Annotated in this window: 10 protein-coding genes; 3 read left to right on the forward strand and 7 right to left on the reverse strand. The window is 73.0% G+C overall.

Annotated elements, in window-relative coordinates; all coding sequences use genetic code 11:
- Positions 1-66 precede the first annotated feature (66 nt).
- Genes OGL89_RS03725 through OGL89_RS03745 form a run of 5 tightly spaced genes read right to left on the reverse strand, consistent with a single transcriptional unit; the run spans position 67 to position 6,007 of the window.
- Positions 67-1,281, reverse strand: coding sequence for a Xaa-Pro peptidase family protein (locus OGL89_RS03725; protein WP_263118526.1), 1,215 nt, complete (start codon positions 1,279-1,281; stop codon positions 67-69).
- Positions 1,271-2,188 carry an ABC transporter permease gene (locus OGL89_RS03730; RefSeq protein ID WP_263118527.1) on the reverse strand — a complete coding sequence of 306 codons (918 nt, stop codon included), beginning with the start codon at positions 2,186-2,188 and terminating at the stop codon, positions 1,271-1,273. Before OGL89_RS03730 ends, OGL89_RS03725 begins: the two co-directional genes overlap by 11 nt.
- Positions 2,185-3,147, reverse strand: a complete 963-nt coding sequence (locus tag OGL89_RS03735; protein WP_263118528.1) for an ABC transporter permease — start codon at positions 3,145-3,147, stop codon at positions 2,185-2,187. Before OGL89_RS03735 ends, OGL89_RS03730 begins: the two co-directional genes overlap by 4 nt.
- A 14-nt stretch (positions 3,148-3,161) precedes the next feature.
- Positions 3,162-4,799, reverse strand: a complete 1,638-nt coding sequence (locus OGL89_RS03740) for an ABC transporter substrate-binding protein (protein WP_263118529.1) — start codon at positions 4,797-4,799, stop codon at positions 3,162-3,164.
- A complete protein-coding gene (locus OGL89_RS03745; protein WP_263118530.1) occupies positions 4,799-6,007 on the reverse strand; it encodes a dipeptidase in 1,209 nt (402 codons plus the stop codon). The genes OGL89_RS03740 and OGL89_RS03745 overlap by 1 nt, the downstream gene beginning before the upstream one ends.
- Before the next feature lie 191 nt (positions 6,008-6,198).
- Here OGL89_RS03745 and OGL89_RS03750 point away from each other — a divergent pair, with 191 nt between their 5' ends.
- Both OGL89_RS03750 and OGL89_RS03755 read left to right on the forward strand, forming a co-directional pair.
- Complete coding sequence (locus tag OGL89_RS03750) at positions 6,199-7,929, forward strand: ABC transporter ATP-binding protein (RefSeq protein ID WP_263118531.1); 1,731 nt, start codon at positions 6,199-6,201, stop codon at positions 7,927-7,929.
- Positions 7,930-7,984: 55 nt separating this feature from the next.
- Positions 7,985-8,734: an ABC transporter permease gene (locus OGL89_RS03755; RefSeq protein WP_263118532.1), complete on the forward strand. Its 750-nt coding sequence runs from the start codon at positions 7,985-7,987 to the stop codon at positions 8,732-8,734.
- Between the two features lie 65 nt (positions 8,735-8,799).
- Here OGL89_RS03755 and OGL89_RS03760 read toward each other — a convergent pair whose 3' ends face one another.
- Positions 8,800-9,390 (reverse strand): TetR/AcrR family transcriptional regulator, encoded by a 591-nt coding sequence (locus OGL89_RS03760; RefSeq protein ID WP_263118533.1) that lies wholly within the window; start codon positions 9,388-9,390, stop codon positions 8,800-8,802.
- Positions 9,391-9,487: 97 nt separating this feature from the next.
- On the opposite strand from OGL89_RS03760, the gene OGL89_RS03765 reads away from it, so the two are divergent.
- Positions 9,488-10,504, forward strand: coding sequence for an NADP-dependent oxidoreductase (locus tag OGL89_RS03765; protein WP_263118534.1), 1,017 nt, complete (start codon positions 9,488-9,490; stop codon positions 10,502-10,504).
- A gap of 142 nt (positions 10,505-10,646) precedes the next feature.
- Here OGL89_RS03765 and pulA read toward each other — a convergent pair whose 3' ends face one another.
- Positions 10,647-14,447, reverse strand: coding sequence for a pullulanase-type alpha-1,6-glucosidase (gene pulA, locus OGL89_RS03770; protein ID WP_263118535.1), 3,801 nt, complete (start codon positions 14,445-14,447; stop codon positions 10,647-10,649).
- Positions 14,448-14,595: the final 148 nt, after the last annotated feature.

The raw sequence follows: 14,595 nt of genomic DNA on the forward strand, positions 1-14,595 counted from the left end.
CTGCCTCCTGCGGGACGGACGGACGGACGATGCGGAGCGGGGTCGGTGTGCACCGTCCCCGCGCGGTCAGACGGGCACGGTGCAGGCGTCGAGCCCGCGAGGGAAGGAGGTGAGCGGCTCCGAGCCGTCCTCGGTGACCAGCATCGAGTCGCTGATCCGGTAGCCCGCGTGCCCGGGCACGTAGATCCCCGGCTCGTTCGAGACGACCATCCCCGGCTCGAGCGGCGTGGGATCACCGTCCTCCAGCCACGGCGGCTCGTGCATGCCGACACCGATCCCGTGCCCCTGCCGGTGTCTCAGATACCCTCCGAGACCCCGGTCCCGGATCACCGCGAGGCAGCGCGCGTTGCTGTCCGCGCACCGGACACCGGGGGCGATCGCCCGAGCGCCCTCGGCCTGCGCGTCACGCACCGCGTCGTGGAACCGGCGCTGCTCAGCGGTCGGCTCCCCGAGCACGAAGGTCCGCTCGCCCTCGACGAACCGGCCGCCGACCGCGCAGCCGAGGGAGAGCATGAACGTGTCCCCGGGCCGCAGCCGGTACCCCGAGGGCAGCCCGTGCGGGATGGCGGAGTTGGCGCCGCCGTAGACCAGGCCGCCGGCCAGCGGGGAGACCACCACGACGTCCGCGTGCTCCGCGTACATCGTGGCCGTGCCGGTCCGGGTGACGTGTGCGGCGAGTTCCTGCTCGGAGGGCAGCGGACGGCCGTCGTGCACCGCCTCGGTCAGCAGGGCGATCCCGGCGGCGAGCATCAGGTCGGTGATCCGGGCGGCTTCGCGGTGCAGCGCCACCTCCTCGGGCAGCTTGACGTACCGGGCGCGCTCCACCAGGTCGGTGGGCACCCAGTCCACCTGCGGGAGCGCCGTGGCCGCGAGCGCGAGCCGGTGCTGGGTGATCGCGGTGGTCACCCCGACCCGGCCGGTGCGCACCGCCGCACCGGCCGCCCGTGCGAGAACCGCGAACGGGCTCGCGAGTCCGGGGTACTCGGCGTAGGAGACGATCTCGGCGCGGGCGTGCTGCTCCTCGGCGTGCTGGCGCTCCAGCTCGGGCACCAGCAGGACGGTGCTCCCGTCCGTGCCGACGAGTGCGGCCACCGGGCGCTCGCACGGATGGTGGAAGAACCCGGTCAGGTAGGCCACGTCCCCGGGGTCGTCGGTCAGCACCGCGACCAGGCCCGCGGCCGCCGCCCGGGCGCGCACCCGGTCCTGCAGCCGGTCGAGCACCTCGGCCGGCAGACGGGTCGTCCGCGGCGCCGGATCGGGGCCGGTGGACTCAGCGCGCATGGTTCCTCGGATTCCGGGCGTCGTTGTACGCGATCGACAGCAGGGTCGCCGACAGCACCAGGGCCAGGATCGCGAGCGAGGGGAACAGGGTCAGCCACCAGGCGCTCACCATCGCGCCCGACTGCTGCGCCTCGTACAGGATCCGGCCCCAGGACCACGTGGTGGGGTCCCCCAGGCCCAAGAACGCCAGCCCCGCCGCGGACAGGACCGCGCGGGAGGCGGTCACCACCACGGAGACCACGATCACCGGCGTGACCGCCGGGACGATGTGCCGCCCGATGATCCACCCGTGGCGCCGGGTCATCAGCCGGGCGGCATCCACGTACGGCAGCGTCACCACCGCGAGCGCCTGCGACCGCACCAGCCGGGTCACCTCCGGCCAGGAGAACGCGGCCACCACCCCGATGATCGTGCTGGTGCTCGGTCCGACCAGCGCCGCCACCAGGATCATCAGCGGCAGCACCGGCAACGACAGCGTGAGGTCGACCACCACGCCGACCACGGCGTCCACCGCCTTCACGTAGGCGCCCACCACGGCGACCAGCGTGCCGAACGCGATCGCGATCACCGAGGCGGCCACGGCCACCAGCACGGACTGCCGGGTGCCCCACACCACCTCGGCCAGCACGTCGCGGCCCAGGGCGTCGGTGCCGAACGGGTGGCCGCCGCCGGGCGGCCGCAGCACGTCGGTGCCGTACGAGGCCGGGGCGTCGACCAGCAGCGGTGCGGCGATGCTGACCGCCACCAGCAGCAGGAGGATCACCAGCGAGACCATGCCGAGCGGTTGACGGCGGAACGCCCGCCAGGTCGCCCGCCCGGCACGGGTGCCGTCGGCGGTCCCCTCCGGCTCGGCGGGGGTCGGGCCGGCCAGGTCGACCAGCGCGCTCTCGGGGATCGGGGAGGTCATGAGGCCTTCACTCTCGGGTCGAGGAACCCGTAGGCGATGTCGGTCAGCGTGTTGGCCGCGACCACCGTGACGGCCAGCAGCAGGAAGGCGCCTTGGAGCACCGGGAAGTCGAGCTGGGTCACCGCCTCGTAGATGCCCCGGCCGACCCCCGGGTAGGCGAACACGGTCTCGGTCAGCACCGCCCCGCCGACCAGGAAGCCGAGCTGGAGCCCGATCAGGGTGGTGGCGGGCAGCAGGGCGTTGCGCAGCGCGTGCTTCCACAGGATCCGCCGGGGCGGGATGCCGTTCGCCCGGGCGAGCACCACGTAGTCGTCGTCCAGGGCGTCGACCAGGGTGGCGCGCATGGTCAGCACGTAGGAGCCGAGCTGGATCAGGGTCAGCGACAGCGCCGGCAGCACCAGGTGAGCGAGCACCGACCCGTACCAGGCAGCGCCGTAGGTGCCGTCGGAGTACGCGCCGCCGATCGGCAGCCAGCCCAGCCGGAGCCCGAACACGTACAGCACGAAGATCCCGATGCTGGGCACGAAGAGCGACTGACCGGTGACGCCGACCACCTGCACCACCCGGTCGACCAGGCCCCCGCGGTGCGCGGCCGCGGCCACACCCAGCGGGATGCCGAGCAGCACGGTCAGCACCAGGGCGCTCGCGGTGAGCAGCAGCGTCCACGGCAGCCGCTCGGCCAGCACGTCCACCACCGGGATCGACTGGGTGAACGAGGTCCCGAGGTTCCCCTGCACCAGCTGGCCGAGGTACAGCAGGTACTGGGTGGGCAACGGCTGGTCCAGGCCGTACTGGGTGAGCAGGGCCGCCCGCGCGTCGGGGGTCATGTTCGGGCTCGCCACCGCGAGGGCCGGATCCCCGGGCAGCAGCCGCAGGAGCAGGAAGGTCACGGTCACGGCGAACCAGACGGTGACCAGTCCCAGCCCGAGACGGCGGAGGACGAACAGGGCGACGGACACGCGGGCGACCCCTCTCAGCCGTCGGTGCGGTGCGCCGAGGCCACCGACACCGGGTTGACGATGGACAGCAGCTCGGAGGGCTTGGACACGAAGCCGGCCCAGTCGGAGCTGTAGGCCATGTACAGGTTCTGCGTGTACATGACGTTGTCGTAGACCTGCTCGTGCACGATCGCGGCGGCCTGGCGCATCAGGTCGATCTTGTCGTCGGCGTCGGTCGCGACCCCCGCCTCGGCGACCAGGGAGTTCAGCTCCGGGTCGTCGACGTAGGTGTAGTTGATGGCGCCGCCGGGCAGGTAGGACAGCCGGAAGTTGGTGACCGGGTCGTCCATGATCGCGAAGTTGCCGGCGTAGATGTCGTAGTCGCCGTCGGCGGTCATCGCGAGGTAGGTGTTCCGCTCGGTGCCCTGCAGCTCGATCGTGATCCCGGCCTCGGCCGCGCTGTCCTTGACCATCTGCGCCCACTGGCTGGTGACCGAGTCCTGCAGGGAGTAGATCAGCCGGAACGACACCGGGAACATGCCGTCGGCGCCCGCGGTGTAGCCCGCCTCCTCCATCAGCGACCGGGACAGCTCGGGGTCGAACGCGTACTCGGTCAAGGAGTCGTCGTAGTAGTCCGCGAGCACCGGCATCAGCGGGCTGGACCCGGTCGACACGGCCTGGCCCTGCAGCACCACGGTGCGGATCGCCTCGTAGTCGGCCGCATGGGCCAGTGCCTGGCGGACCTCGGTGGTGGCGAGGTCCGGGTTCTGCATGTTGTAGACCATGTGGGCGTAGCCCAGTCCGGTGACCTCGGCGATCTCGATGCCGTCGGTGTTCCGCAGCTGTTCCACCTGTGCCGGCGGCAGGGCGTTGGCGATCGCGTCGACCTCGCCGCTCTGCAGCGCGAGGATCTCCGTGTTCACGTCCGGCAGCACCCGGTAGACGACCTTCGCCGGGACCGGGACACCGCCGTCCACCAGCGGGAAGGAGTCGGTGCGCTCCAGGGTGTAGCTCTGCCCGACCTGCACGTCGGTCAGCACGTAGGGCCCGGCGCTGACCCAGCCGCCGTCGGAGCCGTCGTTGGCGAACTCCGCGACCGAGCCGGCCGGCTCGAAGACGTGCTGCGGGACGATGTTGCCCCAGAACCCGATCTCCTCGATCAGCGAGGTGTCCGGCTCGGTCAGGGTGACCTCGACCCGGGTGTCCGAGACCGCCTCCGCCGAGGCGAAGGTGCCCATCTGGCCGTAGAACGTGCCGGAGGGAGCATCGTTCTTCACCGCGTTCAGGGTGTAGGCCACGTCCTCGGCGGTGAGCGGCTCGCCGTCGCTCCAGGTGAAGTCGTCCCGGATCTCGTAGTAGCCGGTGGTGTCGTCGGTGTAGCCCCAATCGGTGGCGAGGTACGGCTCCTTGCTGCCGTCGTCCGCGATGGAGAGCAGGTGGGGGTACATCAGGTTGGTGATCCAGTAGTCGCTGCGGCTGTTGCCGATCAGCGGGTTGTAGTTCACGACGTCGGTGGTGGTGGCGATGGTGAGCGTGTCGGTGCCGGCCGTGGCGGTCGCACCGGAGGCGGACCCGGTGCCCTCCTCCGGTGCCGACGGCGCGCAGGCGCCGAGCGCGAGCGCGCCGGTGACGGCGAGGGCCGCTCCGACGAGCGCGGGTGGACGATGAGACATCAGACCCAGACCTCCTCGAGAACGCGGACGATGTTGCCGCCGACGACGGCGCGGATCTCGTCGTCGGAGTACCCGTGCTGGACCAGCCAGCCGATGATGTTCCCGAACGCCTCGGCCGGGTTCTCCAGGCCGTCGACGTACGGGACCTTCTCGTACTCGACCCCGGCGTGCGCCTGGCCGAGGGAGAGGTTCGAGGCGAAGGCGTCGTGCAGCCCGACGTGGTCGCCGAACAGGGTGTCCGGACCGAAGGCGACGTGCTCCAGGCCGACCAGGTCGACGCAGTACTGGAAGTGGTCCATCACCGACTCCAGGCTGTGCCGGGGGTGCTCGGGCGACAGTGTGGTGTGCGGGGCGGCCTCCAGCCCGATCACCCCGCCGCGCCGGGCGCACTCGACGATCGTCTCGTCGGTCTTCATCCGGTTGGTCGGCCACACGGATCGGGCGCCGGCGTGGGTGATGAACACCGGCTTGGTCGAGGCGCGGATGACGTCCAGGCAGGTCCGGTCGCCGGAGTGCGAGATGTCGATCGCGATGCCGAGCTGGTTCATCCGGCGCACCGCGCGCTCGCCGAAGAAGGTCAGCCCGCCGTCACCGCGCTCCTTCAGCCCGCTGCCGAGCGTGTTCGCCTCGGAGTAGGCGATGCCCATCTGCCGGACGCCGAACCCGTACAGCACGTCGAGCCGGTCGACCTCGTTCTCGATCATGGTCGCGGCCTCCAGCGCGAAGACGTGCGCGATCCGGCCGGTCTCCTGCGCGTGGCGGATATCGGCGAGCGTCTCGCCCTTCACCACGAAGTCCTGGTGCGCCAGGTCCGCCATCCGCACCCCGAGGTCGAAGAGCACGTCCTGGTACTTCCAGCCCGCGTCCGAGGAGATGCAGCAGGTGCCGTCCATCCCGTTGTCGAACACGGCGGTCAGCCCGGAGCGGGCCAGCCCGGCGTAGGCGGTGGGCTCCCGGCCCTGGCGGATGTGGTCGCGGAGCTGCCCCATGTCCTCGGGGAACACCTGCACGTGCTCGTGCAGGGAGATCACGGTCTCGGTGGCGAGCAGGCGCATCGCCCGTTCGGCCTGCTCGTCGCTGAGGTCGAGCCCGGCGTACTCGGGCACGCGGCCGAGCTGCTGGGCGTACCGGAACTCCCGGTAGTCCACCCCCGGCTCCAGATAGTCGTAGGCGGTGTATCCGGTGTACCGCTCGGCGGGGTCGAGCACGTGGGGCCTCCTCGGTCGGGGGGCCGGGCAGCGACGGCGGCGCCGGACGGCCGGCGCACCGGATCCTCCCGGCTTCACGACCGTCACTCTTGGTGCTTTCCGGCATACACGTCAACCGTTGAGGAACAGATCGGTGCAGAGTTTTCTTCCGTGAAACATTCCGGCGGCGATCGGTGTGCATGATGAGAGGCATGCCGACCACTCCCCTGCCCGGCGCACCCGCCACCGGCGGCGCCACCCCGGTGTTGCGCGTCCGCGGCCTGGACATCGCGTTCGACTCGCCCGGCCGCCCGCCGGTCACCGTGGCGAGCGGCGTCGACCTCGACGTGCACGCGGGCCAGCTCGTCGCCCTGCTCGGCGAGTCCGGCTCGGGCAAGACCGTCACGGCGCGGGCCGTGATGGGCATCCAGGACCCCGCCGCCCGGGTCACCGCGACCGAGCTCAGCCTCGGCGGCACCGATCTGCTCGCCCTCACCGAGGTGCAGCGCCGTCGGTTGCGCGGCGAGCGGATGAGCATGGTGCTGCAGGACGCGCTGTCCTCGCTCAACCCGGTGCTGAGCATCGGCGACCAGCTCGGCGAGATCGTCCGGGTGCATCGCGGTCTCGGCCGCCGCGCCGCCCGCGACCGGGCCGTGGAGCTGCTCGATCTGGTGGGGATCGTCGACCCCGCCGCCCGGGTCGACGACTACCCGCACCAGTTCTCCGGCGGCATGCGGCAGCGGATCCTGATCGCGATGGCGATCGCGCTGGAGCCCGAGCTGCTGATCGCCGACGAGCCCACCACGGCGCTCGACGTCACGGTGCAGGCACAGATCCTGCGGCTGCTGGACGACCTCCGGCGCCGCCTGGACATGGCCGTGCTGCTCATCACCCACGACATCGGCGTGGTCACCGAGGTCGCCGACCGTCTCGCGGTGATGTACCGCGGCGAGGTCGTCGAGCAGGGCGACGCGGACAGCGTCTTCGCCGCACCCCGCGCCGCCTACACCCGCACCCTCCTCGCCTCCGCCCCGCATCCCGCGCCGCCCCGGGTGCTGGGCGGGCATCCGGTGCCCGGCGCGACCGACGATCCCGATCGGGCCGAGGCCCCCGCCGACCGCCACGAGACGGTGCTCGAGGCGACCGGGATCGTCCGGGTGTTCCGCACCGGCTCGCCGCTGGCCCGGCGCACCGTGCGCGCGGTGGACGACGTCGACCTGGTGCTGCGCCGTGGGGAGACCCTCGCGGTGGTCGGCGAGTCCGGCAGCGGCAAGTCCACGCTGGCCCGCGTGCTGGTGGGCCTGGAGAGCGCCGATGCGGGGACGGTCGCGTTCCGCGGGGTGAACGTGACCCGGCGGACCGGCGCCCGCCGACGCGCGCCGCACAGCGGCATCCAGATGGTGTTCCAGGACCCGTACACCTCCCTGGACCCCCGGATGCGGGTCCGGGACGTGATCGCCGAGCCGCTGACCGTGACCCGCACCGGCAGCCGCGCCGAGCGGCACGCACGGGCGGGCGACCTGCTGGAGCTGGTGGGACTGGGCCGGGACGCGCTGGACCGGTTCCCGCACCAGTTCTCCGGCGGTCAGCGCCAGCGGATCGGGATCGCCCGGGCCCTGATGCGCGACCCGGACGTCCTGGTGTGCGACGAGCCGGTCTCCGCGCTGGACGTGACCATCCAGGCACAGGTCGTGGACCTGCTGGTCGGCCTCCAGGAACGCCTCGGGGTGGCGATCGTGTTCATCTCGCACGACCTGTCGGTGGTGCGGAACCTCGCGCACCGGGTGCTCGTGATGCGCCGTGGCGTCGCGGTGGAGACCGGCGACGTCGAGCAGATCTTCGACCGGCCGGAGCATGCCTACACCCGGGAGCTGCTGGCCTCGATCCCGCCGCTCACCCGCGCGGAACGGGGCAGGATCACCGGGAGCCGCGCCTCCGCCTGAAGCCGGCTCGCCTGCGCGGGACGGGCCCGGCGACGGAGGTCGATACGCTGCGGCCGTGACCTGGCCCGACGTCCTGCGCACCGCCGCCGCCGCGGCCGTCCTGGTCGGTGTGTTCCTCGGCGTCACCCGCGCCGGCCGGGTGCCGGTCGGCCGCGACGCGCTCGGGGCCGTGGCCCGCGCGGCGGTGCAGCTGGTGCTGGTCGCGCTGGTGATCGCCTGGGTGTTCCGTCACCCCGCCGGGATCGCGGTCTACCTGCCGCTGACGGTCCTGGCCGCCGCCGTCACCGCCGCCCGCCGGATCCGGCTCGGGCGGGCCGTGACCGGCCACCTGGTGCTCGCGATCACCGCCGGCGCGGGCGTCTCGGTGGCGGTCGTGATGGCCAGCGGCGCCCTCGACCCCGGCGCGGCGACCGTCCTGCCGTTCGCGGCCCAGATGATCGGCGGCGGGATGTCGGCCGCGGCGGTCTCCGGCGGACGGCTCCGGGAGGACGCCCGGAGTCAGTGGGCCGAGGTCGAGGGGTGGATCGCCCTGGGGGCGTCGCCCCGCCGCGCGGTCGCGGAGCAGGCCCGGCACGCGGTGCGCTGGGCGCTGGTGCCGGGCATCGACCAGACCCGCAGCGCCGGACTGGTCACGCTGCCGGGCGCGTTCGTCGGCCTGCTGCTGGGCGGGGCCTCCCCCGCGACGGCCGCGCAGGTGCAGCTCCTGGTGCTGGTCGGCCTGATGGCTGCCCAGGCGGTGTCCGGCGTGCTCACCGTCCGGTTGCTCGGCGCCAGGATCGGGGCCCGCCGCCCGGCCGACGACTGATCCTGGCGCGCCGGGGTCGCCCGACTGCTGCCGATCCGGCGCAGCGTTGATCCGGCGCGGTGCGCTCAGACCGGTGTGGCCGCCGCGACGTCCAGCGACGCGAGCGCGGCGTCGAGCTGGGCCGCCGCGGCGGTGGGCTCGACCCGGGCCAGGGCGAACGCGGCGACCACCAGACCCGTGCAGACCTCGGCCAGCCGGTCCCGTTCACCCCGGTCCCGTCCGGGCAGCGACGCCTCGACGCCGTGACCGATGGCGGCCCGGAGCTCGGCCCGGTAGCCCGCGACCACGGCGGCCACCGCGGGGTCGGCACCGATCGCCGCCCCCGCCGCGCTGATCAGCAGGCAGCCGGACCCGGCTCGTCCGCCGGCCAGGATCGCGTCCCGGAGCCCTGCCAGGTAGGTCCGCAGCGCGGTGGGTGCCGGCTGCGGGTGCAACGGCACCAGGCGGGGGCGGACCACGTCGTCGAGGTAGTCCTCGACCGCGGCGTCGAACAGCCCGCGCTTGGACCCGAAGGCGTGGTAGAGGCTCGACCGGTGCAGGCCGGTCGCCTGTTCCAGGGCGCTGAGCGAGGCCGCCTCGTATCCGTCACGCCAGAACACGTCCCGGGCCGAGCGCACCACGGCGGTCCGGTCGAACGACTGCGGCCTGCCTGCCATCGACTGCCTCTTCCGGGTGGTCAGGTTATTGTGGATCGATCGGTACACAATACCTGCCGCACGCCGTGCGGCGCCGGATGTCTCAGGAGGACCCGTCGTGACCCAGCCCCAGCGCACTCAGATCCAGCTGGCCCGCCGACCCGAGGGGTGGCCGGTGCCGGAGGACTTCCGGATCGAGCGCGCACCGCTGCCGGAGCTCGGGCCCGGGCAGGTCCGGGTGGCGAACGAGTTCGTGTCGGTCGACCCGTACATGCGCGGCCGGATGAACGACGTCCGCAGCTACGTCGCGCCCTACCCGGTCGGCGGCACGATCACCGGCGGCGCGGTCGGCCGCGTGATCGAGTCGACGGTCGCGGACCTGCCGGTGGGCACTCCGGTGCTGCACCAGCAGGGCTGGACGGACCTCGCACAGGGCGACGCCGCCGAGTTCCGCGCGGTGCCGGACCTGCCGGACACCCCGCTGTCCGTGCACCTGCACGTGCTGGGCATGACCGGGATGACGGCCTACGTCGGCCTGACCGCGGTCGCCGGGCTGCGCCCGGGGGACACCGTGTTCGTCTCGGGCGCCGCCGGTGCGGTGGGCACCGCGACCGGGCAGCTCGCCCGGCTGCTCGGCGCCTCCCGGGTGATCGGCTCCGCCGGGTCGCCGGAGAAGGTGGCGCTGCTGACCGAGAAGTACGGCTACGACGTCGCCTTCGACTACAAGGACGGCGACGTCCGGGGTCAGCTCGCCGCCGCCGCGCCGGACGGGGTGGACGTGTTCTTCGACAACGTCGGCGGCGACCACCTGGAAGCGGCGCTCGACGTGCTGAACCCGGGCGGCCGTGCCGCGCTCTGCGGGGCGATCTCGCGCTACAACGCCACCACGCCCGCCGCCGGGCCCGACAACCTCGCGAACCTGATCACCCGGGGACTGACCCTGCAGGGCTTCACGCTCGGGTCGTACCTGCACCTGGCACCGGAGTTCCAGCGGACGGTCGCCCCGTGGTTCACCGAGGGCCGGATCGCCTACGACGAGACGGTCGTGGACGGGATCGAGCACACCGTCGAGGCGTTCCTGGCCATGATGCGGGGCGCCAACACCGGCAAGATGCTCGTCCGCGTCCAGCCCTGACCCCGCGCACCCCTGCCCCCGAACCCCCGCACCCCCGCGCCCCCGACCGGCAGCGCGGGCCGAGTGCGAAGAAGTTGTCCTCCCACGGGCGATATGGGCGACAACTTCTCCGCACTCGGCAGGGGTGGGGCCGGGCGTGAGGTCAGGTGCGGGTGGCGCGGCGGGCGATCAGGCCCGCGGTGAGCAGGGCCCCGGCGGTGAGCAGCAGCGCGAGGACACCGGTCCCGGTGGTCGCGAGCGCGCCACGACCGGTCGAGCCCGAGCCCGTCGCCGCGCCGGTGCCGGGGTCCGTGCCCGTGCCGGGGTCCGGGTCGACGGCGACCGGAGCGGCGGCCAGCACGGTGAGCGGCGCGGAGGCCTCCACGGTGCCCGCGATTGCGCGCAGCGTGTGCGCCCCGGCCTCGGTGCCGGCCGGCACGACGACCTCCGCGGTGAAGGCCCCGGATCCGTCCGCGGTGACCGTGGTCAGCAGCACCGGGTCCGAGTGCAACCAGAGCTGCACCGGCTCCCCGGCGGGGAAGCCGGACCCCTGCACGGTGAGCGACTCCCCGGCCCGGACCTCGGCCGGGGACAGCGTGATCGTGGCGGGGACGACCGGGGTCGACCCCTGCGCCTCGGTCAGCACCGCGACGGTCCGGGCCGGCACCGTGACCGTGCCGGTCGCAGCGTCCCAGGTGGTGGAGCGGACCACGTCGTCGGCACCCTCGGCCTGGACGCCGGACAGGGCGAGCGCGTGCCCGGCCAGACCGTCGACCGCCTCGGTGACCGGGGTTCCCGTGGTGTTGAAGACCACCAGGAGACCGTCCAGCGCGGGGTCGGCGTCGGCGCCGACCGTGTCGTCCACCCGCATCACGATCACGCCGGGGGTGGCGTCCGGCCCGGAGCCGGGGAAGGTCAGCTTGGCCTCGATCTGCGCGGCGTCGCCGAGCCGGAACAATGGGGTGGAGTGACGCAGCCGGAGCAGGTCCTGGGCGGAGGCGGTGGCCGCGGCGATGTCCTCCGGCGCGGGGACCAGCGCGGCGTCCGCGAGCAGCGGGCCCTGGACGGACCAGAACTCGGCGTTCTTCTCCTCCGGGGGCAACCCGACGCCGAAGTTGTTGCCCAGACCGGTCCAGTCCAGCGCGTTGAAGTGGTCGCCGGAGTTGTAGGAGTCGCGGTCCAGCGACTTGCTGCGCAGCAGGTCGGTGCCGGCGTGCCAGAAGCTGACCGACTGGGACAGCGTCGCGGTGGCCAGCGAGAGGGTGTTCATCCGGACCCGGTCGGCCATCGGCAGGTCGGCGGGCAGCTTGGTGGCCAGGACGTCGAACAGGGTCTCGTTGTCGTGCGCGTCGACGTAGGAGACCACCTCCTCCGGAGACTCCGCGTAGCCCGCCGGTGAGCCGTTGTAGTCGATCTGTTCCCCGGTGCGGACCGCGCCGTCGGCGGTGGTGAACGCGAAGTCCCGCAGGTTCCCGGCCAGCCCGAGCCGGACCAGGTCGGTGGCATGCGCCAGATCGGCGAACTCCTCCGCGGACCCGTCCTGCACCGTGGACCCGTCGCCGATCTGCGCCTCCCTCCCGTTCGGGTCGGTGGCCAGTCCGGAGCCGAAGCCCTGCTCGAACAGCGACCCGCCGTTCACCGGGCTGCCGCCGCGCACCGCGTCGCGCAGCCGGTCGGAGAAGGTGCCGATCCCGGTGCCGTCCAGCTGCCCCTGGGTGGCCTGGGTGAACAGGGCGTTCCCGCTGACCTCGCCGAAGTCCCAGCCCTCGCCGTAGAGGTAGATCGCGGAGCCGTCGACGCCGTCCTCGGCCAGGGTGAGCTCGTCCAGCGCGGCCCGGATCGCCTCCATGTTCTCCCGCGAGTGGTGGCCCATCAGGTCGAAGCGGAAGCCGTCCACCCGGTAGTCCCGGGCCCAGGTGACCACCGAGTCGACCATCAGGCGCTCGGTCATCGCGTTCTCGGTGGCGAGGTTCTGGCAGCAGGTCGAGGTCTCGATCGCGCCGGCCGGGGTCAGCCGGTGGTAGTAGCCGGGCACGACCCGGTCGAGCACGGACTTGTCGTCCTGCCCGGCGGCGGCGGTGTGGTTGAACACCTGGTCCAGCACCACCTGGAGTCCGGCCGCGTGCAGGCCGCCGACCATGGACCGGAACTCGGCCACCCGTGCGCCGCCGTCCTGGTTCCCGGTGGTGGCGTAGGAGCCCTCCGGGGTGGAGAAGTGGAACGGGTCGTAGCCCCAGTTGAACGCGTCGGCGTCCTTGATCGCGTTCACCGCGTCCTGCTGCTCGGTGGAGTCGGAGGCGAAGCCGGACAGGTCGCCGGTTGTGGCCTGCCGGGTGCGGTCCTCCTCGATGGACGCGATGTCGAAGGTCGGCAGCAGGTGCACGGTGGTCAGCCCGGCCTGTGCCAGGTCGCGCAGGTGCCGCATGCCGTCGGACTCGGACTCGGTGAACGCCAGGTAGCTGCCGCGTTCGGCCTCGGGCACGGTGCTGTCGTCGATGGAGAAGTCGCGCACGTGCAGCTCGTAGATGGTGTGGTCGACCGGGTTCTCGACCACCGGGGCCGGGGTGTCGGACCAGAGAGCGGGCCGGAACGCGGGATCGGCCAGGTCGACCAGGACCGAGCGCTCCGAGTTCAGGGTGAGCGCCACCGAGTACGGATCGGTGACCACGTTGTGCTCGACGGTGCGGGTGCTCGGGACGTAGACCTCGACGTCGTAGCGGTAGGTCAGTCCGTTCCAGGACGGGGTGCCCGTGACCGCCCAGGTGCCGTCGGCTGCCCGGGTCATCGGCACGGGTCCGGTCGCCAGGTCGAGGGTCACCGACTTCGCGGTCGGGGCCCACAGCCGCAGGGTCGGGGCGCCTGCGGACCAGGTCACGCCGAGCGGGGTGTCCGCGTCGACGGTGAACAGCGCGTCCACCACCCCGGCGATCTGCACCCCGGTGGCGTAGTCGACGCCCTCGGCGCCGGTGTGGGTGACCCGCAGCTCGCCGGTCAGCAGCGCGGCGGTGTCCAGGCCGGAGGGCAGGTCGAGCGCGCGGTAGCCCGCGACCCGCGGCGTCCCGGCGGCGATCGGCTCGGGCCGCACGGTCAACGGGACGGTCCGGCCGTCGGCGGGGAGCGTCACCCCCGAGTCGGCGACCTCGATCCCGCCGGCCGGCGCGGCCTGCAGGGCCCAGTCCCCGTCCGCGGGAACGGTCGGCGGCACGGCCAGCGTCCCGGCGTCCAGCCAGTAGGCGGTCGCCCCCGCACCGGGCACGGATCCGTCGACGTCCACGGTGAACTCCCCACTGCCGAGGTCGAGCCGCATCACGACCGCGGCGCCGTCCCGGGGCACCTCGAAGCCGAGGTTGCTGCCCGGGTAGGACCGGGCCCAGTCACCGGCCACGACCGCCTTGGTCTGATAGCTGCCCGCGGTCAGCCGGTCGGTGCGCAGCTCGTAGACCGTGCCGCCGACCGGGGCCAGCCAGCTGCCCAGGCAGGCCGGGTCCCAGGTGCCGGCGCAGCCGAGCTGGGTCTGGAAGTCCCCGGCGGCGACCACGCTGACCGCGCCGTCCGCGCTCAGCTGGCCGACCGCGTGCGACCCGTCGTCGTAGCGGAAGGTCACCTCCTGCTCGGTGGCCAGGCTGAACTCGATGTTCTGGCCGTCGGTGGTGCCGTAGGCCTCGTCCCAGCTGTGGTCGACGACGACCTTGTACGCGTACTGCCCGGCCGGCAGCGTGAAGGTGCCGGAGTACACCGAGCCGGTGCGCGCCGTCAGCTCGCTCGTCGTGCAGGCCACGTCCCAGTCGTCGCAGCCCATCGCCGCACCGGTGGTGCCCGCGACGCTCACCGTGACGTCCCGCAGCGGCTCCGCGGCGGGGGCGGCAGTGGCGGGCAGCACGAGTCCGGCGCCGATCAGGGTCAGGGCGGCCAGCAGGGCCGGGATCCGTCGGGTCCATCCGGGTGGGCTCGGGCGGTGCGCCACGTCGACTCCTTCGTCGCAGGGGTGGCCCGGAACCTGTGCGGCGGCCGGGGATTCCCGGGACGTTAGCCATGCGGCGGATGTGCCCACAAGGGGCGTTACATCATCGGATGATTCGGGACGGAACGACCGGCCGGATTCGGGAGATCCG

Source organism: Cellulomonas sp. RIT-PI-Y, assembly GCF_025642745.1.
Taxonomy (GTDB): domain Bacteria; phylum Actinomycetota; class Actinomycetes; order Actinomycetales; family Cellulomonadaceae; genus Cellulomonas.

Coding starts and splice junctions, on each gene's coding strand:
- OGL89_RS03730 (WP_263118527.1), bottom strand. CDS start 2,188: ATGACCTCCCCGATCCCCGAGAGCGCGCTGGTCGACCTGGCCGGCCCG.
- OGL89_RS03760 (WP_263118533.1), bottom strand. CDS start 9,390: ATGGCAGGCAGGCCGCAGTCGTTCGACCGGACCGCCGTGGTGCGCTCG.
- OGL89_RS03725 (WP_263118526.1), bottom strand. CDS start 1,281: ATGCGCGCTGAGTCCACCGGCCCCGATCCGGCGCCGCGGACGACCCGT.
- OGL89_RS03740 (WP_263118529.1), bottom strand. CDS start 4,799: ATGTCTCATCGTCCACCCGCGCTCGTCGGAGCGGCCCTCGCCGTCACC.
- OGL89_RS03750 (WP_263118531.1), top strand. CDS start 6,199: ATGCCGACCACTCCCCTGCCCGGCGCACCCGCCACCGGCGGCGCCACC.